Source organism: Streptomyces sp. NPDC005963 (assembly GCF_040638655.1).
In the GTDB taxonomy this organism is placed as follows: domain Bacteria; phylum Actinomycetota; class Actinomycetes; order Streptomycetales; family Streptomycetaceae; genus Streptomyces.
Map to the genome: position 1 here is coordinate 39,828 of NZ_JBEXVD010000028.1, position 21,625 is coordinate 61,452.

A 21,625-nucleotide genomic window follows, 5' to 3' on the forward strand; every position below is an offset into this window, starting at 1 on the left:
GCCTTTCTCATGACGAAGAACATCCACCACTGGATCGGTGGAAAGACCGTCGAGGGAACGTCGGGCAACTGGGGTCCGGTCACGGACCCGGCGACCGGCGCCGTCGCCGCCCAGGTGGCGCTGGCTTCGACCGACGAGGTCGGTGCCGCCGTCGCCGTGGCCAAGGACGCGTACGCCACCTGGGGCACGTCGTCCCTCTCGCAGCGCACCGCGATCCTCTTCCGCTACCGCGCCCTGCTGGACGCCCGCCGCGACGACATCGCCGCCCTGATCACCGCCGAGCACGGCAAGGTCCACTCCGATGCGCTGGGCGAGGTGGCCCGCGGTCTGGAGATCGTCGAGCTGGCCTGTGGGATCACCACCCAGCTGAAGGGCGAGCTGTCCACGCAGGTGTCCAACCGGGTCGACGTGTCCGCTATCCGTCAGCCCCTCGGCGTCGTCGCCGGCATCACCCCGTTCAACTTCCCCGCGATGGTCCCCATGTGGATGTTCCCGCTGGCGGTCGCCTGCGGAAACACCTTCATCCTGAAGCCCAGTGAGAAGGACCCCTCCGCGGCGAACTTCCTCGCCCAACTGGCCACCGAGGCGGGACTGCCCGACGGCGTCCTCAACGTGGTCCACGGCGACAAGGTGGCGGTCGACGCCCTCCTCAACCACCCCGACGTGTCGGCGGTCTCCTTCGTCGGTTCCACCCCCATCGCCCGCTACATCCACACCACCGCGTCCGCCAACGGCAAGCGGGTACAGGCGCTCGGCGGTGCGAAGAACCACATGCTCGTCCTCCCGGACGCCGACCTGGACGCGGCGGCCGACGCCGCGGTCTCGGCCGCCTACGGTTCGGCGGGCGAGCGCTGCATGGCCATCTCCGCCGTCGTCGCCCTCGACTCCATCGCCGACGAACTGGTGGAGAAGATCCGCGAGCGTGCCGAGAAGATCAAGATCGGCCCCGGCAACGACCCCACGTCCGAGATGGGTCCGCTGATCACCAAGGCGCACCGCGACAAGGTCGCCTCCTACGTCACCGGCGCGGCGGCCCAGGGAGCCGAGGTCGTCCTCGACGGCACCGGGTACACGGTCGACGGCTTCGAGGACGGGCACTGGATCGGCATCTCCCTCCTGGACAAGGTCTCCACGGACTCCGACGCCTACCGCGACGAGATCTTCGGCCCGGTGCTGTGCGTGCTGCGAGCCGAGACCTACGAGGAGGGCCTGGCCCTCATCAACGCCTCGCAGTACGGCAACGGCACCGCGATCTTCACCCGTGACGGCGGTGCGGCCCGCCGCTTCCAGATGGAGGTCGAGGCCGGCATGGTCGGCGTCAACGTGCCGATCCCGGTCCCCGTCGGCTACCACTCCTTCGGTGGCTGGAAGGACTCCCTCTTCGGCGACCACCACATCTACGGCAACGACGGCGTGCACTTCTACACCCGCGGCAAGGTCGTCACCACCCGCTGGCCCGACCCGGCCGACGCCCCCTCGGGCGTGGACCTCGGCTTCCCGCGCAACCACTGACACACCGCGTAGCCACTGACACACCGCGCACCGGGCGCGTGGCCGCAGCGTAATCCGCTCGCGTCGGCCACGCGCCCGACCGCATTCTGGGGCCCATGCAGGAAACACCCCGGCGCGCGATCCGCGCGCTGCACACCGACACCACCATCACCGTGTACCAGGCGTACTCCCCGGCACTCGGCCTGCCGGCAGCGCGCGACGGCCGCTTTCCCGCCGCCTGGAAGCGCGATCGGATGACATGGATCAAGCCGTCGTTCCTCTGGATGATGTACCGCTGCGGCTGGGGTCTGAAGGCGGGCCAGGAGACGGTGCTCGCCGTGGAGATCACCCGTGAGGGCTTCGACTGGGCGCTGCGGAACTCCTGTCTGTCCCACTACGACAGGGACTTCCACACCGACCGCACCCAGTGGAAGCACGAGCTGAAGCGCTCGCCGGCCCGGGTCCAGTGGGACCCCGAACGGGATGTGCGGCTTCAGCCGCTGCCGTACCGCTCGCTGCAACTGGGTCTGGCGGGGGAGGCGTCGCGCCGGTACGCGGACGAGTGGACCGTGTCCATCCGTAACGTGACCGACCTGGCGCACGAGATCCACGCCCTGGTGAAGGAGGGCGACCTTCCCGGGGCGGCCGCGCTCCTGCCCGAGGAGCGTCCGTATCCGAGTTCGGGAGGCCCTGGCCAGGCGGATCCCGTTGCGCGTGTCGGTGATGCGCTGGTCTGAGCGGACTTGCCCCGAGCCGTGCAGGCCCTGGCGGGACGCCACCCTTCCCACCCTGTCAGGGGCGCGTACCGCAGCTGGTGTACGGCCCGGTCGGGGGCTACTCCCCGGGGAGACCGAACGCCTCCGTCTGGCGGCAGCCGAGAGCCCACAGCTGTTCCGCTTAGGGTTTCAACCATGCAGATGCGACTTCTCCGGCTCCGCCCGCCCGGCCGATGGCTCGCGGGTGCCGCAGCCATCGCCGTACTCGCAGGGGCGGGGACCTGGACCGCGGTCGCCGATGACGGCGCTCCGACCGTGCGCCGTGAGGACCGCGTGCACTCCCTGTCCGGGGCGAAGATTGACACCTCGTTCTTCACCGCGGGCAGCGCCAAGGAGCGGCGTCCGGCCGTGCTCCTCGGTCACGGTTTCGGCGGCAGCAAGGATGATGTGCGTGCCCAGGCCGAAGGGCTGGCCCGGGACGGTTACGCCGTGCTGACCTGGTCGGCCCGTGGCTTCGGCGACTCGACCGGGCGGATCGGGCTCAACGATCCCGACTTCGAGGTCAAGGACGTCTCCCGGCTGATCGACTGGTTGGCCGAACGTCCCGAGGTTCGGCTCGACGCCGACGGCGATCCCCGGGTCGGGGCGGCCGGTGCCTCGTACGGCGGTGCGATCTCACTGCTGGCCGCCGGGCACGACCGTCGGGTGGATGCCATCGCTCCCTCGATCACCTACTGGAACCTCGCCGACGCCCTCTTCCCGAACGGGGTGTTCAAGAAGCTCTGGGCCGGCATCTTCTTCTCCACCGGCTCGGCCAGCGCGCCCGGCATCGCCCCGCGCACCGAGCAGCCGAGCGCACCCGCCCAGCCGGACGATGCTGCCCCACCGAGCGACGCTGCCCAGCCGAACGCCGGTGCCGCCTCGGGGCCGGCCCCGGTGAACCCCGCAGGTTGCGGCCGGTTCCAGCCGGAGCTGTGCGCGATGTACGAGCGGGTCGCCACGGCCGGCGTGCCCGATGCCGCCGCCCGTGAGCTGCTCGAGAGCCGTAGCCCCGCCGCCGTGGGCGAGCGCATCAAGGTCCCCACCCTGATCATGCAGGGGCAGGCCGACTCGCTGTTCCCCCTCTCCCATGCCGATGCCATGGCCCGTGCGATCAGTGCCAACGGCGCACCGGTCTCCGTCGACTGGATCTCCGGCGGCCACGACGGCGGCGACGGCGAGTCCGCGCGTCTCCAGGGGCGGATCGGCGCCTGGTTCGATCGCTACCTCAAGCAGGACAAGGGTGCCGACACCGGCCCGGCGTTCCGGGTCAGCCGTACCGGAGGTGTCGACTCCACCGATGGGCAGGCGCTGCTCCGCGGCGCGAGCGGCGACCGCTACCCCGGACTGTCGAGCGGCACCAGGCCCATCGCACTGACCGGCCGTGAGCAGACCTTCTCCAACCCGGCGGGGGCGACACCGCCCGCGATCTCCGCCGTGCCCGGGCTCAGCGGTGGGCTCGGCCAGTTCTCCTCCTTCGGCGTCGGGCTCTCCCTCGACTTCCCCGGCCAGAACGCACGCTTCGAATCCCGACCCCTCCAGCAGGACCTGCGGATCACCGGCTCGCCCACGATCCGCGTCAAGGTGGCCTCCTCCACCGGCTCGGCCGTCCTCTTCGGGAAGGTGTACGACGTCGGCCCGGACGGTCGCCAGCAGGTGCTGCCCTCCCAACTCGTCGCTCCGATCCGCATCGACGGTGCCCGAGCGGGCAAGGAGGTCGAGCTGACCTTGCCCGCCGTGGACCATCAGGTGGACGCCGGACACCGGCTGCGCCTGGTCCTGAGCGCGACCGACCTGGGCTATGCCTCGCCGACCGCTCCGGCCTCCTACACGGTCGGCTTCGCCGGCGGCGGCTCCAGTGCCCTCGCCGTACCCACCGCGCCGGACGTGGAGACCGAGGCCGCCGGGTTGCCCTGGTGGACCTGGGGCCTTCCCCTCGCGGGGGTGGTGATCGCGGCCGGTCTGCTGTTCACCGCACGGCGCAGGGCCGTCGCCCCGGCGCCGGACCCCGCCCGTGCCGATGTCCCCTTGGAGATCACCGACCTGTCCAAGCGGTACGCCAAGTCGGCCGACCGCTACGCCGTCCGGGACCTCTCGTTCCGGGTGGAGAAGGGGCAGGTGCTGGGCCTGCTCGGGCCGAACGGCGCGGGCAAGACCACCACCCTGCGGATGCTGATGGGCCTCATCCGTCCCGATGCGGGCGAGATCCGTGTCTTCGGGCACGCCATTCGACCGGGTGCGCCGGTGCTCTCCCGGGTCGGCGCGTTCGTCGAGGGCGCAGGGTTCCTGCCGCATCTGTCGGGGCGCGACAATCTGGAGCTCTACTGGCGGGCCACCGGCCGACCGGCCGAGGACGCCCACATCGAAGAGGCCCTGGAGATCGCCGGTCTCGGCGATGCGCTCGCCCGTGCGGTGCGCACGTACTCGCAGGGCATGCGGCAGCGGCTCGCGATCGCCCAGGCCATGCTCGGGATGCCGGACCTCCTCATCCTGGACGAGCCGACGAATGGACTCGACCCGCCACAGATCCGTGAGATGCGGGACGTGATGATCCGGTACGCGGCCGGCGGCCGAACCGTGATCGTCTCCAGCCATCTCCTGTCCGAGGTCGAGCAGTCCTGCACCCATCTGGTCGTGATGGACCGCGGCCGACTGGTGCAGGCCGGACCGGTCGCGGAGATCACAGGGGAGAGCGACACCCTGCTCGTCACGACCGCAGCGCAGATCTCCGACCCCGTGGTCGAGAAGATCGGCGCACTCGCCGGGATCGCCTCGGCCGCCCGTACCGAAGAGGGGCTCCTGATCCGTCTGGACGGTGCCACACCGACCGACATGATCGGCGAACTGGTCCGCTTGGACGTCCCGCTCACGGGTGTCGGTCCGCACCGCCGCCTGGAGGACGCCTTCCTCACCCTGATCGGAGGTCCCGCATGAGCACGCTGGTCGATTCGGCCCCCGGCTACCGCGCCCGGCGCACCCTGCCGCTTCGGGTGGAGGCGGTGCGCCAGTTGAAGCGGCGACGGACCATGATCATGGCCGGGATCCTGGCCGCGCTGCCGCTGATCCTGATCGCCGCCTTCGCGATCGGGGGCTCGCCGGACGGCGGCGACAACGACCGCATCACCCTCATGGACACGGCCACCGCATCGGGCGCCAACTTCGCGGCCACCTGCCTGTTCGCTTCGGCGGGCTTCCTGCTGGTCGTTCCGGTGGCCCTGTTCCACGGCGATACGGTGGCTTCCGAAGCCAACTGGTCCTCGCTGCGCTATCTGCTGGCCGCGCCCGTGCCCCGTACCCGTCTGCTGTGGTCCAAGTTGGCGGTCGCGCTCGGCTTCAGTGCGGCGGCGATGGTGATGCTCCCGGTGATCGCCCTGGCGACGGGGACCCTCGCCTACGGTTGGGGGCCGCTGAAGCTGCCCACCGGGGGTTCGCTCGACGCCGCGGAGACGCTGCCCCGACTGGCGCTGGTCGTGGCGTTCATCTTCGTCTCCCAACTGGTCACCGCAGGGCTCGCGTTTTGGCTGTCCACCAAGACCGATGCCCCGCTGGGAGCGGTCGGTGGGGCCGTGGGCCTCACCATCGTCGGCAATGTGCTGGATGCGGTGACCGCACTCGGCTCCTGGCGTGACGTGCTGCCCGCGCACTGGCAGTTCGCCTGGATAGACGCACTGCAACCCCAGTTGGAGTGGAGCGGCATGGTGAAGGGCGCGGCTGTTTCCGTGAGTTATGCGCTCGTGCTCTTCGCGCTCGCCTTCCGCAACTTCTCCCGCAAGGACATCGTGTCCTGACCGACCCGCGGCAGCCCCCTGCCGCCCGTCGCAACGAGCCGCCCCTCGGACATACGAGGGGCGGCTTTGTTGCACACTGCGTACAGCTTTCGGGCCGGTGACGGCCGTCTCGCCGCGGTCGGCAGGCGGTTCCGCGGGGTGGTGCCCCGGTCGTTGCGGTGCTCCCTCCGTTGCCGCATCGAGACGGTTCCGCAACACCTTCGCCGGGTCCGAACCGCCCCACGGGACGTCACATCCCCAAGCGCCGACCACACGGGGGAGATCCGGATGAAGCCCGGCACAGTCCAGTCCGGCAGCATCAACACCAGCACAAGGGCGGGCGTACGCAGAAGGACCTATCGAGGTGCGGTGGCCGTACTCCTCGCCGGTGGGGTGCTGCTGACAGCCGCGTGCAGCGACGGCGGGGACGGCGGACGCAACTCCACCTACGACGCGTCCGACGAACGCGAGCGACGCGAGGGCCAAGGCGCCGCACAGAGGAACCCGACGGCTGCTCCACCGCCGGCCGCACCGCCCGCCGCGGGCCGGAAGAGCGGCCAGGACGGTCAGGACGGCCGGGACGGTCAGAACGGCTTGAGCCAGGGCGACACCGCCGAGAAGTTCAAGCCCCCGGCCGACTACCTCTCCACGTTCGCCCTCGACGTGGACACCGCCTCGTACGGATACGCCCGCCGCACCCTGGAGAACGGACAACGCCCGAGGCCCGGGGACGTCCGGCCCGAGGAGTTCATCAACAGCTTTCGACAGGACTATCCGCAGCCCTCGGGCAACGGCTTCTCCGTGACCCTCGACGGCGCCCGTCCCACCGCGGCCGAGGGCGAGATCCGGGGCGAGATCGGCGGACAGGAAGCCGTCCACGGAGACTGGTCCCTGGTGCGCGTCGGACTCGCCGCCCGCGCGAGCGACCGCTCGGCCGAACGCCCGCCCGCCGCGCTCACCTTCGTCATCGACATCTCCGGTTCGATGGCCGGCGAGGGACGGCTCGACCTGGTACGGGAGTCCCTGCGGGTGCTCGCCGACGAACTGCGCGACGACGACTCCATCGCCGTGGTGACCTTCAGCGCCAAGGCCGAGACCCGGCTGGCCATGACCCGGCTCAAGGGCAATCGCGACCGCATCCGCGACGTCATCGACGATCTGCGGCCCACCGACTCCACCCATCTCTCCGCGGGTGTGCGCACCGGCTACGCGGAGGCCGTCGAAGGCAAGCGCAGCGGTGCCACCAACCGGGTCGTCCTCCTCTCCGACGCCCTCGCCAACACGGGGGAGACCGACGCCGACCGCATCCTCGACCAGATCGCCGACGCCCGGCGCGAACACGGCATCACCCTCTTCGGTGTGGGAGTCGGCAGCCAGTACGGAGACGCCCTGATGGAGCGGCTCACCAACAAGGGCGACGGCCACACCACCTATGTGTCCAGCGAAGATCAGGCCCGTACGGTCTTCCGCGACCAACTGCCCTCCCACGTGGAACTGCGGGCCCGCGACGCCAAGGCCCAGGTGGTGTTCGACCAGCAGAACGTGCAGCAGTTCCGGCTGATCGGCTACGAGAACCGGGCTGTCGCCGACGAGGACTTCCGCAACGACGGGGTGGACGGCGGTGAGGTGGGGCCGGGGCACACGGTGACGGCGCTGTACGCCGTCAAGCTCAAGGAGGGAGCGCGGGGCCATGTGGCCACGGCGACCGTCCGCTGGCTCGACCCCAAGACCCGCGCCCCGTATGAGAAGTCGGGCTCGATCGAGGTCAGCGCCCTCGACGGCTCGCTCTGGCAGGGTGCGTCGAAACGGTTTCAGGTCACCGCGGTCGCCGCCTACTTCGCCGAGGCCCTGCGCGGGGGCTCGCTGCCGGGTGCCCCGGGCTGGGGGGAGTTGGAGCAGCGGGCGACGACGCTCGCCGATTCCACCGAGGACGAAGCCGTGGCCGATCTGGCGGAGACGATCCGCCAGGCGCGGCGCCTCACCAACTGAAACGACCAGACCGAAACGGTCAGACTGAATCCGCTCGACTGAGCCGCTCGACTCAAACCGCTCGACTGAACCGCCCGAAATGAAACCGCCCGCCCGAAACCGGCAGACTGTACTGGCCGACTCGAACCGGTCGTCCGAACCGACCGACGGTCGCCCTTCCCCGGCTGGTGGGGAGGGGCGGACCGGGCCAACGGCGGCAGCGGTTAGCATCGGTGCAGCCACCAGGATCGGAGAGTACGACTGTGCGTCAGCTACGCGTGGGCGTCGCCATTTTGACCATGGGCAACAGGCCGGCGGAGCTCGCCGCCCTCCTCGAATCCGTGGCCGCCCAAGACCTCGCCGCCACCCGGATCGTCGTGGTGGCGAACGGCGTGGCACCGCCGCCGCTGCCGGATTCGGTCACCTGTGTCGCACTGCCCGAGAACGCCGGTGTGACCGGAGGGCGCAACGCGGCCCTCGCCCGGCTCAAGGAGTTCGGCGATGTGGACATCGTCGTCGACCTCGACGACGACGGGCTGTTGATCAGCACGGACGTCTTCAGCCGACTGGTGGCGGCCTTCGCCGACGACCCCCGGTTGGGCGTCGTCAGCTTCCGTATCGCCGACGAGCGCAATCGCACCCAGCGCCGTCATGTGCCGCGACTGCGCGCGTCGGACCCGATGCGCGGTGGCTACGTCACGACCTTCCTCGGCGGCGGCCACGGACTGTCGATGCCGATGCTCGACGAGATCGGCGGCTGGCCGGATGAGTTCTTCTACGCCCACGAGGAGACGGACCTGGCCTGGCGCGCCCTGGATGCGGACTGGAAGGTGCTGTACGAGCCGCAGCTCGTGCTCCAGCACCCCTGGACCGCGCCCACCCGGCACGCCGTCTACCACCGGATGATCGCCAGGAACCGGGTCTGGCTGGCCAAGCGCCATCTACCGGCCCTGCTGGTGCCCACCTACCTCGGGGTCTGGACGGCCCTGACCCTCGTGCGGAGCCGTTCGCTGTCGGGACTCCGCCCGTGGTTCGCGGGGTTCGCCGAAGGAGTGCGGACACCGTGCGGTCGGCGCAGGCCGATGCGCTGGCGCACGGTGTGGCGGATGACGACGCTCGGGCGACCCCCGGTCATCTAGTTCCGATGAGACGCAGTTCACCCTCGGGCCGGCCTGCACGGATTCGGATGCCCGATGATGGAACACATGTCGCACGGCATCTCCGTGCCCGGGCCGCCAACGCGCCCCGGGCCCCCTCATCTGCTCGGCCTGACCGAACCGGCTGACCGTCCCCGCACCATGACCGAGAACTTCTGGGCAGGGCTGCTGGAGTCCGGCTGGGCGGCACGGCTGCGATCCGGGGACGGCCGGACGCGATTCCGGTTGCACTACTACGGAGAGTTGTTCGACGGGCTGATCGTCGGTGACGACTTGCCCGCCCTGGTGTACGCGGTCCCCGAGTCCGGGCAGCAGATCCTGCTGTTCGACGGCGCGGTGCACGGCTACGACGCGATGTTCTGTGACACCTGGGACGGTGACGGGCTGCGCACCCGCCGTGCCGACCGGGTGTATGTCGATGCCGATGGCGAGGACACCTTCGAGCTGGTGGTCTGGGTCGGCTACAACATCGACTGGGAGGACGAGCGAGAGTCCTTCGTGGACGCTGACGATCCCGACTCCGTCACGCTCGTTGATGGTCGTCGTCTTCCGTTCGAGATCGCTCGGCACGCCGCCTTCGACGCCATCTCGATCACCGCCACCAATGCGCGGGGCCGGGCCACCGACGCCGTGTCGGAGGAGCTGGCCTGAGCAGTTCCCCTCTTGGTCATCCGGCGGAACAGACACCCTGTCGACCAACGCCCGTGCGGCGGGGTCGACAGGGCGAACACTGCCTGCTGCGGCACGAGCAAGCGGGCGGCCCCGGCCCGAGGGGCCGCGCCGAGCGGGCCTGCCGGCGGCCGGATCTGACCTAGTCCGGCATCAGGGCGACGCCCTCGTACGCCAACCACTGGGCGAAGCCGTGCAGCCCACGGGCGAGTTCGGTGCGCGGCGCCCACCCCGGGGGCCGGCTGCCGTCCGTCAGCAGGGCACGGTTCCTGTCCACCGGGCGGGCCGCCGAAGGGGACGCCTCCTCGATGGGCACCGGGCGCACCGCACGGTGCACCGTCCGGGCGACCTCGGCCACCGTGACGGGTGGACCCGCGAGGCTGAGCACGCTCTGGCCCGGTGGGGTGCGCAGTACGCGGGAGAGCGCATCGGCCAGATCGCTCACGTACAGCGGATGCAGCGCATCGTCCGGGGCTTTGACGTACAGGCTCTGGCTGCGCAGTGCGTCCCACACCAGACGGCCGATGAGGGTGTGCCGGGAACAGCCGGGGCCGTAGAGGTCACCCGCGCGCAGGGTGTAGCTGATCGGCGGTGTGCCGCCGTCGTGCGTACCGCCGAGGCGGATGGTCGCCGTCGCTTCGGTGTCCCGCAGGCCCCTGAGGTCGATGACGGCGTCGAAGGGGGAGTGGTCATCGGCCGGTTCCACCGGCACCACGGGGTGGCCGCGGTCCGCCAGCCCTCGTAGGACGTGTTCTCCGACGGGCGTTGCCGAGCCGACGACACCCAGTGCCTTCACCCCCGGGTCCCCTTCCGTCGGGGAGTCGGTTCCCAACGATCCGGGGGAGTCCCGTTGGGAAGGGTTCCGCACTGCGGATGCTCGGGTCGCCTCCTCGGACGGCCCCGGGCGGCGACGCGTACGGCGACGGGCGATCTCCTCGGCCTTCTCCCGGCCCGCTGCGAGTCCTTGGGTCGCGGCCTTGGCGAGCGCGTCCCGGCGTTCGGCGATCCGGTCCTCGGACGAGGTGTGGCTGATGCCGCCGGGACCGATCGTCGCGAGCGACTCGGCGAGGACGAGCGGATCGGGCGCGCAGTCCGACGGCCGGTTCAGGTCCGCCAGCCGTGCAGAGCCGTGGAGTCCCATCGCATAGGCGGTCAGCCAGGTCCCGCGGCTGTCGGCGTCCGATCCGTGCCCGCCGGCCTGGTGCAACACCTCTGCGGGCACCCCGCGCCCCTCCAGATAGGTCTCGCACTCCAGGTGCAACCAGCGCCGCGGGCCCGGCCCGACGATCCGCACCGCGCACTGGGCGACGCCGTTCTTGAAGAAGGGCACCATGTCCAACCCGGTCAGTCTTGAGCCCTCGTCGCCCACCGGGTCCGACGGGAGGAAGCAGACCGATCTGCGCGGGCCCCGGAAGGCGTTGCCCGAGATGCTGCCGCGGTCCTCGTGCTCCGCGAGGTTGGGCACGGAGACGTATCGGGGCACGTCGTGCTCCCGTAAGTAGCGGTACATCAGGATGTCATCGGGCCACGCACCCAGGCGTGAGCGGCCGTAGGTGACGAACCCCTCCGCGATCGGCCGCGGCAGGACGATCGCCACACAGGGGAAGTACTCGTTGACCGCGCCGACCCAGCGCGCACCCGTCATCGCACCCCAGCGGACCGCTGCTCCGTTGCGCGAGTCCCAGAGCGCGAACAGCGCGAGCGCCGCATCGGGCATCGCCTTGATCGCCAGACGCACCCGCTCGAAGAAGTTTTCGGACAACATCATGTCGTCTTGGATCACCAACTGGTGCGTGGCGTCCTCCTCGATGGAGGACCAGGCGGCCAGTGCCGTGCGCAGGACGGAAGGCGTGCCGGTCGGGTCCGGGTCCATCACCACCCGTAACGCCCCCGGAGGCGCTGTCAAGGCCAGTTTCTCTGCGGCTTCACGGCGTTTCGGGTGGGTCATCACCACACCGCTCAACCGGGGTGACGTCACAAGCCCTCCATAGGTCCAGTTGTCGTTCATGGCGACCCTCGGCCGCCGAATCCGGACAGTACGGCGGGGGTTTCCGGGCCGCAAGAGTGCCGAAAAGGCACTCTGGCACGCCGTGCAGGGGGGACAGATGCTGATCACACGTACCGAGTCCGAGAGTCGACCCCCGGAGGCGAATACATGACCGCAGGAGTGAATGGAGCCGGAGCCGGCCAGGCTACGGCGGCTGTGGAGCCCGTCCTGTCCCGACTGGAGAAGCTGCGCGACGCGCGGGTGGTCGTGACCGGTGGCGGTGGACTCGTCGGCAGCCGCCTCACGGCCCTTTTACACCGGGCGGGTGCGCACGTCACCGTACTGGACCGCATGGACGCCTACCCCGACTCCGCCCACGAGCTGTTCGGAACCGCCGGCACCGGCGCTGAGTTGATCATCGGCGACATCACGGACCGTCAGGCCGTGCGAAGACTCTTCCGGGGGGCGGACTTCGTGGTGCACGCCGCCGCCTACGCCGATGTCGCCGCTTGCACCCGAAGGCCCGATATCGCCTTCCAGGCCAATGTCCAGGGCTCCGAAGTGGTCCTCGAAGAGGCCGCCGCGTCCCGGGTGCGCCGATTGGTCCTGGTCTCCTCGGCCTCCGTCTACGGAGACGGCGCACCGGGCGTCGAGGGCCCGCAGATGTTCAGCGAGGACCAGACGCCCTTCCCGCTCTCCGTCTACGCCAACTCCAAGCTCTGGGCCGAGCACCAGACCCGGCTGCTCCTCGGCGGGGAGACCTCGACCGAGTACGCGATCGTGCGGTACTTCTCGGTCTACGGCGACCCCCAGGTCCCCAAGCCGGGCAGCCACTCCTGGATGGTGGCCTGGCTCGCCATGCACGCCCGCCTCGGACTGCCCATGCGCCTCAACGGCGGCGGCGTCCAGGTCCGCGACCTCGTCCATGTCGAAGACATCGCCGAAGCGACCGCACTGGCGCTGATCGAGGAGCGGATGGCCGGGGCGACCGTGAACATCGGCACGGGCACCCCCACCTCGGTGCGCGCGGTCGCCGAGTTGATCGCCCCGCACTTCCCGGGGTCGCAGTGCATCACAACGCCCCGCCCGGACGGCGACCCGCTGGGCGGATACGCCTCCACCGAACGCGCCCGCGAACTGCTGCGCTGGCAGGCCCGCATCCCCGTCGACGAAGGCGTCGAGCGCTATGTGAAATGGCTGACCGCCACGCCGTACGCCGTGCCGCGCTGGCTCTCCGAGGCCGCCGCATGACAGCCTGCTGCCCGGCGACCGGCGGGAGCGGGGCGACCCGCCGGCGTGCCGCATCAGCCACCCCCACGACCAGCCCCATGAGCGGGACCGCCAGTGGGTCCGTCGCCAGTGCGACCGCCTGCTGCGACAGGCGATCCGGTAGCCCCGGGCCCGGCGTGAAGGTCGCGGGCGCCGGACCCCGCCGCGGTCCGGAGAGTGACGCAGCGATGAGTTACGTCGGGTCCTACATCTGGTCGCTGCGCCAACAGGTCGGCGCCCGCACCCTCCTCGTCCCCGGGGCGCAGGTGCTGCTGCTGGACGCGCAGGGGCGGGCACTGTTCCAGCAGCGCGCCGACACGGGCGTGTGGGAACTGCCGGCGGGTGCCTGCGAGGAGGGCGGCGACTTCCTCGACGCGGCGGTGCGCGAGGTGGCGGAGGAGACCGGGCTCCGGGTGGCGCGGGACGATCTGGACGCCTTCGGCTCACTGTCCGACCCGGGAGTCCACACGCTCACCTATCCCAACGGTGACGTCACCCACTGCTTCGCCCTCTGCTTCGTCACCCACGCCTGGTCGGGGCGGCTGGCGCCTGGCCCGGACGAGGTGCGCCGTGCGGAGTTCCGCGAACTGACCGACCTCCCCGCCCCGCTGCACCCGCCGACGGCCGTCGTCCTCGGCATGTACGCCGAGTTCCTCCGCACGGGAAGGTTCCAGGCACGGTGAGCGCGCAGCACCCCACCGGACCGACCAGCTCTGTCGGTCCGGTGGATCCGACGGGCCCGGTCGGTGCCCTCGGCTCCCCTGGGGCCGTACGCGTCGACGTGCCCTGCCGCGCCTGTCTCTCCGGTGAGGATCTGGACTGGTTGGGCGGGCGTTCGGTGAGCGTGGCACTGGACCTACCGACCCGGGTGGAGATATCCGCCCTGGCCGCACCGTCCGACGCTCCCCCCGAGGGGTGGGCAGCCGAGGTCTGGGGGTTCCTCAGACAGCGGCTGCCGGGACTCGCCGAGCACCCACCGGCCGTGACCTCCCACAGCGAGGCACCGTCAGCCAGCGGACTGTCCTCGTCGACGGCGCTGATCGTGGGCCTGTTCCGGGTGTTCACCGACGCCGGCCATCCACCGGGCCGGCTGCCTGACCGGGTGCTGGCCCAGTGGGCGTACGAGTTCGAGTTCGCCGTCTTCAACGGCGGCGGCATGGACCACCTCGCCGTGGTGGAGGGCGGGGCCCTGCTGCTGGAGGGCAGGGAGGTCGGCCTGCCGGAGGTCAAGGAGCGCGCGGAGTTCCCCGCCGACTGGTCCGTGGTCGTCGTGGACTCCGGCACCCGCAAGCACACCGGTGGCCACATCCGTACCGTACGGGCTCAACTCGCTGGCGGTGACGCCGATCTCGCCGCGTACATGCGCATTGCGGACGAGGCGTCGGGTGCGGTGTGGGAGGGGATGCGGGCGCACGATCATCAGGCGGTCGGGGCGGCGATGAGCAGGGCTCATGAGGCCATGCGCGACCACCAGCGGATGTCGACCCCACTGCTGGAGGAACTGCGCACCACGGCCGCGCGTGCCGTGGGGCTGCCGCTGAAGGTGAGCGGGGCCGGCGGCGGCGGGTCGCTCGTCGGCGTCTGTCCGCAGGTCGACGCGCCCGACATGGCACGGGCTCTGCGGATGGCGTTGCGCAGCGACCACCCGCAGGCCCGGGTGCTGGTGACGAGCGCTGCGCCGGGGCGGAGCGCCGCCCCCGTGCGGGCGGTCAACACCGTCTGAATGCAACGACCGCCCGAACACAACGACCGCCGAACACAACGACAGACCGTCTGAACGCAACGACCGTCCCTCGGGACACCACGTCCGTCTGAACGCAACGACCGTCCGTCTGAACACGACGACAAGGGGCCGGTCGACCGCACCCGCGCGGTCGACCGGCCCCTTCGTGCTGTCGGATCCTTCCCCCGAGGTGCCCGGGGGCGAGACCGCGAGCCTCGCCCGGCTGTCTTCGCTCAGCCGGATGAACGCATCGCCGCCCCGCCCTCCCGGGCCGGCTCAGATGAACGGGTCGTAGTCCGTCCCCAACTCCCGCCCCTCACCCTGTGCGATGCGATCCATCTCCAGGTTGGAGAGGTGGCGCGCGCAGTGGAAGCGGCAGTCCCGCTCGGGATCGACCATGCCCCGGTCGGACTTCTTCCAGATCTCGGCGAGGTCCTCGGTGACGGCGTCGCCGATCCGCGCCAGCGGGTTGCCCCGGTGGTACGAGCACACGTAGACGCCCGACGGCGTGATGAGCGTGCGCAACTCGGCCACCTTGCAACGGTGGTAGTCCTTCGGCTGCACGGGCCCCACATGGGTGCGCAGCGCCGTCAGCGTCGAGGAGTTGATCAGCTGGAAGGTGTCGCTCTCCAGCCGGGCGGCCTTCTCCAACTGGCGGTCGACGGAGTCCAGGATGTCCTCGGGCACCTGGATGATGTGGTGGTCGTCGTCGAACATGGCCTTGGTCTCGAAGTAGTCGCACCCGATGTCGTGGGCGAGTTCCGCGGCCTGGAGCACCTCGTTGTGGTTGCTCACGGTGGTGCCGTCCGACAGCCGTCGGGACATCACCAGGAACGAGTACCCGAGAGCCCCCTGCTTGGCCCCGGCGAGCAGCCGCATATTGCCGACCACCTTGTCGAAGACGCTGCGCCCCTTGCGGTCGGGGCGGAAGATCCCGTACGTCTCGGGGGTGCCGGCGTCCATGGACACCCGCACCCAACTGGCGTACTCGGCGAGTTCGTCGAGGTTCTGCGCGATCATGGTGCCGTTGGTGACGACCCCGATGGCCAGCCCCGCTTCCCCGAGCACCTTCAGCACATTGCGGGTGCCGCGGTGTGCGAGCGGTTCGCCGCCGCCGATGAGGACCACCGCACGCACCGAGAGGTCGACCAACTCTTGGGCGAGGGCCGCCAGTCGCTCCGGCGTGAACCGGCCCTGGTTGAGTAACTTTCCGCTGATGCACTCGGGGCAGGCCAGGTCGCAGAAAGTGGTCGGATCGAGGTCAACCACCAGAGGGGCGCTGGAGGTGCCTCCGGTGGCTGCTTCCACAACCCTCGGCCACCCCGAGGGTTGGTACAGCTTGGACACCAGGTCCAGGCGGTCTGACGTCACGATGAATCTCCTCGTGGTCGTGGAACGGTTGAACGGTGGTTCGCAGGTGGGGGTGGATTGCCGGTGGCCCCGACGGGGCCGTGGGCCGGAGGGCGGGAGGGGGACGACTGCTCGGTCTCCGTGGACACCGGTACGAGTACGGGACCGGGGGAGGGGCAGCCGTACGGGGACGCGATGGGGTGACGGTTGCGTTCCGGGGCACGGCTGGAGGGCCACCGGGCGGGATGGTGGTCACCCCGCCCGGCGGCCGTCCGGCCTTCCCCACGTCCCGTTGCCGCGGTCCGGCGCGACGGTTGCCGGCACTCACCCGGGGGCGGTGCTCCAACCGGGGCGGCACCCCCGCGGGACGATCCGCCGCGGTCGACCGCACCCGGGCACACGGCGCGGAGCCGAGCCGTCACGGTGGACGGCACCGCGCTCCACACCAGTGATCACCGGTCGCCCGACGCTCCGGCCCGCTCCACCACCGCTGCGTGCTCGCTCACCCCTTGATGGCGCCGACGGTCAACCCGGCGGCGATCTTGCGCTGCACGAACAGGAAGAAGACCACCACGGGCAGCGCGGTGAGCGTCGCCCCGGCCATCATTCCGCCGTAGTCGGTGCCGAACCCGGTCTGGAAGGACACCAGCCAGATGCTGAGCGTCTGCTTCTCCGGACTCGACAGCAGCACGTACACGAGGACGTACTCGTTCCACGCCTGGATCATGGCGAAGATCGAGGTGGCGACCAGGCCCGGCGCGAGCAGCGGCAGGATCACCCGCCGGAACGCGCCGAGCCTGGTACACCCGTCGACCATCGCCGCCTCCTCCAACTCCACCGGGATGCCCGCGATGAAGCCGCGCAGCAGCCAGATGGTGAACGGCAGCATGAAGACCAGATAGGTGAGGATCACACCGGTCAGGGTGTCCGTCATTCCGGCGTCGTTGACCAGGAGGTAGACCGGAATGACCAACGCCGCCAGCGGAATCATCTGGACGCCCAGGATCACCACGACGAACGCCTTGCGTCCCGCGAACCGGAACCTGGCCAGGGCGAAGGCGGCGAGGGTGCCGATCACCAGCGAGACCAGGACCGTGCCCAGTCCGATGAGCACGCTGGAGCGGACGTTGGGCCAGAACGTCTCCGTCCCCATCGCCCGAGCGAAGTTGTCCAGGGTGAATCCGTTGGGCCAGAACACCGGTGGATTGCTGAGCACGTCGGACGCCGGCCGGAACGCGGTCAGGACCATCCAGTAGACGGGGAAGCCGATCACCGCCGCGACCAGCAACCCCAGGACGTTGTCCCGGCGCCGCACCCGGCGTACTCCGTTCCTGCGCCGTACGCGGCTCACTCGACCTCTCCCATGCGAAGCATCTGACGTAGATAGACGACGGATCCGGCGAGGAGCAGCAGCACGGTCACGACGGCGATGGCCGCGCCGGCGCTGTAGCGGTTGACCGCGAACGACTCGATGAAGGAGTAGATGCCCAGGAGGTAGTACTCCCGCTCCGGTTGACCACCGCGCATCAGCCAGATCTGGTTGAAGACCCCGAAGTTCCAGATGGACATCAGGGTCGTGACCATCACAAAGCTGGGCTTGATCACGGGGAAGGTGATGTGCCGCAGCATCTGCGAGCCCTGCACCCCGTCGATGACCGCGGCCTCCTCCAACTCCTGCGGGATCTGCATGAGTGCCGCATGAAGGGTGATGGTGGCGAAGGGCAGCGCTCCCCAAATCACCACGCCCGCGATGACGGCGAATCCCTGCCAGGGGTCGGTGAACCAGTTGTGCTTGCTGAAGTCCATCATCGGCAGTTGGCTCAGCACCCAGTTCGCGACCCCGTAGTCGGCGTCGAAGAGCCAGCGGAAGACGGCGGCGGCCACCATGACGGGCATGGCCCAGACCGCGACCAGTACCGAGGCCATGACCAGTCGCACCCAGGTCGACACCCGCCGCATCAGCAGGGCGATGGCGAGGGAGATCGCCATGGTCAGCGTGGTGCACACGACGGTGAATGCGGCGGTCCGTGCGACGACCACCCAGAAGAACTCATCGCTGAGGATGGCCTGGAACTGCTCCAAGCCGACCCATGGCGGGGTCGCGCCGCTGAACAACTCCTTGCGGGTCATGTCCTGGAACGACAGCAGGAGCATGTCGACCAGGGGGTAGCCGAGCACGACGACCAGGGAGAGCAGTGCCGGCGCGATCAGGAGGTACGGCAGCAACGGCGTGCGCCTACGGGTGGGCCGCGCCCCCTTGTCGCCCGCCGGGCGGGGTCGGTCGCTGCCGTTCGCCGAGTGGTCCCCGGGTCTTCGCTGCTGGCCGGGCAGGTTCGGCCGATCGGCCGAGTTGCTCCGGACAGGGGCCCCGCTCCGCCGTCGCGTGCCGTCGTCCGTCGGAGGTTGCGCGGCCGACGGCGTTGCATCAGCGCTCATTGATCACCGCGTCGATCCTGCGGTCCGCCTCCTTGGTGGCCTTCTCCACCGAGTCCTTGCCGGTGGCGATCCGCTCCAGCATCTCGGGGAGGATGTTGGACTTCTCGACCGACGTCCAACCGGGCGCCTGCGGGGTGATCCAACCGCGCTCGGCCGCCTTGGCCGCCGGGCCGTTGATGCCGTCCGCGGGCACGTCCTTCAGCTGGACCGTGTTGTTGGGAAGGGTGTTGGCCGCGATCAACTGGCGCTGGGACTCGCTGTCGGTGAAGATCTTTATCCAATCCGCGGCCAGTTCCTGGTTGCGGGACTTGGCGGGGATCGCGAGGGTGGAGCCGCCGAGGAATGGCGGCAGCGGACCGCCGGACGGTCCGGGGAAGGTGAAGGTGGCGAGCTTTCCCTTGAGGGCCGGGTTTCCACCGGAACGGCTGTCGGCGGACGCCTGTGCCTCCCAGGTGTTGCCGTAGAAGACGCCCACCTTGCCCTGGCCGATCACGGCGGGCTGGTCGCCGTTGTCCTTGGCCCGGTCTCCCACGTAGTAGGTGTCGAGGAGTTCCTTCCACTGGGTGAGCCCCTCGATCGACTTGGGCGAGGACAGGGCCCCCTTCCAGGTGCCGTCGGTCTTCACGGCCATCTCGCCGCCGGCGTCCTTGAGGAAGGCCATCGCCGCCGACCAGTACCGACCGGGCAGGTAGAGGGCGGAGAAGTTGGGGTCCTTGCTGCCGAACTTCGCCTTCAACTTGTCCAGGGCCGTGATGAGCTCGGGGAAGGTCTCTGGTGGGGCGGTGACTCCTGCCTGGCTGAAGTAGTCGGTGCGGTAGACGCCGATCCGGGCGCCCGCGTAGTACGGCACGCAGTAGGTCTTGCCTTCGGACTGACACGCTTCCGACAGTGCGTCGAGCCAGGTGTCGGAGGCGTCGAACTTTTTGGCGTCAAGGGGGATGAAAGCGCCGTTGAGGATGTAGTTGGCCGTTTCGCTGTTGCCCATTTCGACGACATCGGGGGTGTCGCGGCCGGCGAGTACGGCGTCGAGCTTCTGGTTCTTGCTGGGCCACTGCTGGTACTGGATCTCCACGTCGACGCCGGGGTGCTTCTTGTTGAAGCGCTCATTGGCCGACTTCACCATGCCGGGCCAGCTCTCCCGGGCGTCCACGGCGAGCCAGACCGTCAGCTTGCCCCCGCCCGACGCATCGTTCGAGTCGTCGGACGAACCGCATGCCGCGGTCCCGAGTAACAGGAGAGTTCCCAGGTAAGCGGACCAACGAAGCCTTTTGGGTGTCATGGTTTTCCTCCGTGGGGGGCGGCGAGCGACCGTCACTAACTACCCGGGAGAAACAGGCTTCTCCTCCTGCTCGGATCTTTCGGCTCGAAGAGATCGGTTATCGGTCTGGTCCTCCGACGTGCGCAAACGTCATGGTCAGGCGCTGATCTCGGGCAATGGCCGGAACTTTCGCTTCCGGTGGCCTATACCTTTGGCTCAAAGACTGCGCTGCGCAATCAAGTGCTTCTTGACGGTGATCCATTCGTGGCCCAAGTTTGCCTCTGCGTCTCCCGCGACCCCTACCGAAGGGTGAGTACGTGACCGAGCAGAGCGACTCCGCTACGGCTCTCAACACCGGTTTGACCAGCACCGCCGACTCCAGACCCTTACGGGTCAACGCCTGGAACGGCTGGGACCCGCTGCGGCACGTCATCGTCGGACGGGCCGAAGGCACCGTGGTCCAGGCTCCCGAGCACGCGGTGCGCCGCGACTACCCCGATGACGGATTTCCCCTCGGCACCTACGGCCCGATGCCGGCCGAAATGGTCGCCGAAGCGGACGAACAGCTCGACAACTTCGCCAAACTCCTGTCGGACCGCGGCATCCGGGTGGACCGCCCCACCCCCATCGACTTCACCCAGCAGGTCTCCACCCCCGAGTGGAGCCATGACTCGATGTTCGGCTGCATGCCGCCGAGGGACCTCCTGCTGACCGTGGGCAACGAGGTCCTCGAAGCCACCATGTCGTACCGCAGCCGCTGGTTCGAGTACCTCTGCTACCGGCCGGTGCTCCAGAACCTGTTCGAAGGCGACAGCAAGATGCGGTGGGAGGCGGCACCCAAGCCGCGACTCACCGACGAGTCCTTCAAGCCCGGGTTCTGGGACGAGTTCAACGGTCAGAGCACCGAGGAGCAGTTGGCCCGGGTCCGCAACTACGACCTGGTCCTCACCGAGGCCGAACCGCTCTTCGACGCGGCCGACGTCGCCCGCTTCGGCAAGGACCTCTTCGTCCAACTCTCCTTCGTCACGAACCGCAGCGGCTACGACTGGCTCAAGCGCCACTTCCCCGACCACCGGGTCCACGCGGTGACCTCCACCAACACCCATCCGCTGCACATCGACTCCACCTGGGTCCCGCTGCGACCGGGTCTGGTCCTGCACTGCGGCGAGCGGCTCGCGGACGCCGAACTCATGGAGTTCTTCAAGCTCAACGACTGGGAGGTCATCGAGGCGGTGCAGCCCGCCAGTTGGGACCACCCGCCCAAGCTGTCCTTCTGCAGTCCGTGGCTCGCCGCGAACATGCTCAACCTGGATCAGAACACGCTCTGCATCGAGGAGAAGGAGGAGCGCCTCTCCGAGCAGCTGTCCTCCTACGGCTTCGAGATCGTGCCCGTCCCGTTCCGTGCGGTCGGCCCCTTCGGCGGCGGACTGCACTGCTCCACGGTGGACATCGAGCGCGAAGGCGGCCTGGAGGACTACTTCCCCCGCCGGTACGGACGGTTCTGACCGGTCGGTACGGACGGTTCTGACCCTCGGTACTGATGGTTCTGGCCGTCGGTACGGGTCGTTCCGAACCGACGGTCAGAGCGTCGGTACGCAGAGGATCGCGCTGTTCCGCCGTTCGCGGCGGCCGGCACGACGATGACACGGGGTGACGCCCCTTCCCGGGCGCCGGAGCCGTCGAACCGACCGGATGCGCATCCGATCGGGAACCGGCCGCCGTGACGGACGCGGCCGTAGGGATCTTCCCCGCCCTGCCCCCCCCTACGGCCGCATCCGGATGACCGGCGAACACG

General features: G+C 69.6%; 16 protein-coding genes. 11 read left to right on the forward strand and 5 right to left on the reverse strand.

Annotated elements, in window-relative coordinates; translation table 11 throughout:
- Positions 1-9 precede the first annotated feature (9 nt).
- The 7 genes from ABZ348_RS28740 (at position 10) to ABZ348_RS28770 (ending at position 9,789) form a co-directional block, all read left to right on the forward strand.
- Positions 10-1,512: a CoA-acylating methylmalonate-semialdehyde dehydrogenase gene (locus tag ABZ348_RS28740; protein ID WP_358937890.1), complete on the forward strand. Its 1,503-nt coding sequence runs from the start codon at positions 10-12 to the stop codon at positions 1,510-1,512.
- Positions 1,513-1,607: 95 nt separating this feature from the next.
- On the forward strand, positions 1,608-2,228 hold the full coding sequence (locus tag ABZ348_RS28745) for a DUF4291 domain-containing protein (RefSeq protein WP_358937892.1): 621 nt from the start codon (positions 1,608-1,610) through the stop codon (positions 2,226-2,228).
- Positions 2,229-2,402: 174 nt separating this feature from the next.
- Positions 2,403-5,180, forward strand: a complete 2,778-nt coding sequence (locus ABZ348_RS28750) for an alpha/beta fold hydrolase (protein WP_358937894.1) — start codon at positions 2,403-2,405, stop codon at positions 5,178-5,180.
- Positions 5,177-6,034: an ABC transporter permease gene (locus tag ABZ348_RS28755; RefSeq protein ID WP_358937896.1), complete on the forward strand. Its 858-nt coding sequence runs from the start codon at positions 5,177-5,179 to the stop codon at positions 6,032-6,034. Before ABZ348_RS28750 ends, ABZ348_RS28755 begins: the two co-directional genes overlap by 4 nt.
- Before the next feature lie 267 nt (positions 6,035-6,301).
- Positions 6,302-8,002 carry a von Willebrand factor type A domain-containing protein gene (locus tag ABZ348_RS28760; protein ID WP_358937898.1) on the forward strand — a complete coding sequence of 567 codons (1,701 nt, stop codon included), beginning with the start codon at positions 6,302-6,304 and terminating at the stop codon, positions 8,000-8,002.
- A 242-nt stretch (positions 8,003-8,244) separates the two neighbouring features.
- Positions 8,245-9,120, forward strand: coding sequence for a glycosyltransferase (locus ABZ348_RS28765; RefSeq protein ID WP_358937900.1), 876 nt, complete (start codon positions 8,245-8,247; stop codon positions 9,118-9,120).
- A 66-nt stretch (positions 9,121-9,186) separates the two neighbouring features.
- Positions 9,187-9,789, forward strand: coding sequence for a hypothetical protein (locus tag ABZ348_RS28770; RefSeq protein ID WP_358937902.1), 603 nt, complete (start codon positions 9,187-9,189; stop codon positions 9,787-9,789).
- Positions 9,790-9,949: 160 nt separating this feature from the next.
- Here the strand turns inward: ABZ348_RS28770 and ABZ348_RS28775 are convergent, their stop codons facing one another.
- A complete protein-coding gene (locus ABZ348_RS28775) occupies positions 9,950-11,785 on the reverse strand; it encodes a hypothetical protein (protein ID WP_358937904.1) in 1,836 nt (611 codons plus the stop codon).
- A 177-nt stretch (positions 11,786-11,962) separates the two neighbouring features.
- On the opposite strand from ABZ348_RS28775, the gene ABZ348_RS28780 reads away from it, so the two are divergent.
- The 3 genes from ABZ348_RS28780 to ABZ348_RS28790 all read left to right on the forward strand — a co-directional run bounded on the left by ABZ348_RS28780 (position 11,963) and on the right by ABZ348_RS28790 (position 14,786).
- On the forward strand, positions 11,963-13,045 hold the full coding sequence (locus tag ABZ348_RS28780; RefSeq protein WP_358937906.1) for an NAD(P)-dependent oxidoreductase: 1,083 nt from the start codon (positions 11,963-11,965) through the stop codon (positions 13,043-13,045).
- 206 nt (positions 13,046-13,251) lie between these two features.
- On the forward strand, positions 13,252-13,746 hold the full coding sequence (locus ABZ348_RS28785) for an NUDIX domain-containing protein (protein ID WP_358937908.1): 495 nt from the start codon (positions 13,252-13,254) through the stop codon (positions 13,744-13,746).
- On the forward strand, positions 13,743-14,786 hold the full coding sequence (locus ABZ348_RS28790; RefSeq protein ID WP_358937909.1) for a galactokinase: 1,044 nt from the start codon (positions 13,743-13,745) through the stop codon (positions 14,784-14,786). The genes ABZ348_RS28785 and ABZ348_RS28790 overlap by 4 nt, the downstream gene beginning before the upstream one ends.
- A gap of 276 nt (positions 14,787-15,062) precedes the next feature.
- Here ABZ348_RS28790 and ABZ348_RS28795 read toward each other — a convergent pair whose 3' ends face one another.
- The 4 genes from ABZ348_RS28795 to ABZ348_RS28810 form a co-directional block, all read right to left on the reverse strand.
- On the reverse strand, positions 15,063-16,157 hold the full coding sequence (locus tag ABZ348_RS28795) for a radical SAM protein (protein ID WP_358937911.1): 1,095 nt from the start codon (positions 16,155-16,157) through the stop codon (positions 15,063-15,065).
- 481 nt (positions 16,158-16,638) lie between these two features.
- Positions 16,639-17,487, reverse strand: coding sequence for a carbohydrate ABC transporter permease (locus ABZ348_RS28800; protein WP_358937913.1), 849 nt, complete (start codon positions 17,485-17,487; stop codon positions 16,639-16,641).
- Positions 17,484-18,572, reverse strand: a complete 1,089-nt coding sequence (locus ABZ348_RS28805; protein WP_358937915.1) for a sugar ABC transporter permease — start codon at positions 18,570-18,572, stop codon at positions 17,484-17,486. The genes ABZ348_RS28800 and ABZ348_RS28805 overlap by 4 nt, the downstream gene beginning before the upstream one ends.
- On the reverse strand, positions 18,562-19,851 hold the full coding sequence (locus ABZ348_RS28810) for an extracellular solute-binding protein (RefSeq protein ID WP_358937917.1): 1,290 nt from the start codon (positions 19,849-19,851) through the stop codon (positions 18,562-18,564). Before ABZ348_RS28810 ends, ABZ348_RS28805 begins: the two co-directional genes overlap by 11 nt.
- Before the next feature lie 296 nt (positions 19,852-20,147).
- Between ABZ348_RS28810 and ABZ348_RS28815 the strand changes: the two genes are divergently transcribed.
- A complete protein-coding gene (locus ABZ348_RS28815; RefSeq protein WP_358937918.1) occupies positions 20,148-21,335 on the forward strand; it encodes a serine/threonine protein kinase in 1,188 nt (395 codons plus the stop codon).
- Positions 21,336-21,625 lie beyond the last annotated feature (290 nt).

Coding starts and splice junctions, on each gene's coding strand:
- ABZ348_RS28740 (WP_358937890.1), top strand. CDS start 10: ATGACGAAGAACATCCACCACTGGATCGGTGGAAAGACCGTCGAGGGA.
- ABZ348_RS28745 (WP_358937892.1), top strand. CDS start 1,608: ATGCAGGAAACACCCCGGCGCGCGATCCGCGCGCTGCACACCGACACC.
- ABZ348_RS28750 (WP_358937894.1), top strand. CDS start 2,403: ATGCAGATGCGACTTCTCCGGCTCCGCCCGCCCGGCCGATGGCTCGCG.
- ABZ348_RS28755 (WP_358937896.1), top strand. CDS start 5,177: ATGAGCACGCTGGTCGATTCGGCCCCCGGCTACCGCGCCCGGCGCACC.
- ABZ348_RS28760 (WP_358937898.1), top strand. CDS start 6,302: ATGAAGCCCGGCACAGTCCAGTCCGGCAGCATCAACACCAGCACAAGG.
- ABZ348_RS28770 (WP_358937902.1), top strand. CDS start 9,187: ATGTCGCACGGCATCTCCGTGCCCGGGCCGCCAACGCGCCCCGGGCCC.
- ABZ348_RS28780 (WP_358937906.1), top strand. CDS start 11,963: ATGACCGCAGGAGTGAATGGAGCCGGAGCCGGCCAGGCTACGGCGGCT.
- ABZ348_RS28785 (WP_358937908.1), top strand. CDS start 13,252: ATGAGTTACGTCGGGTCCTACATCTGGTCGCTGCGCCAACAGGTCGGC.
- ABZ348_RS28805 (WP_358937915.1), bottom strand. CDS start 18,572: ATGAGCGCTGATGCAACGCCGTCGGCCGCGCAACCTCCGACGGACGAC.
- ABZ348_RS28810 (WP_358937917.1), bottom strand. CDS start 19,851: ATGACACCCAAAAGGCTTCGTTGGTCCGCTTACCTGGGAACTCTCCTG.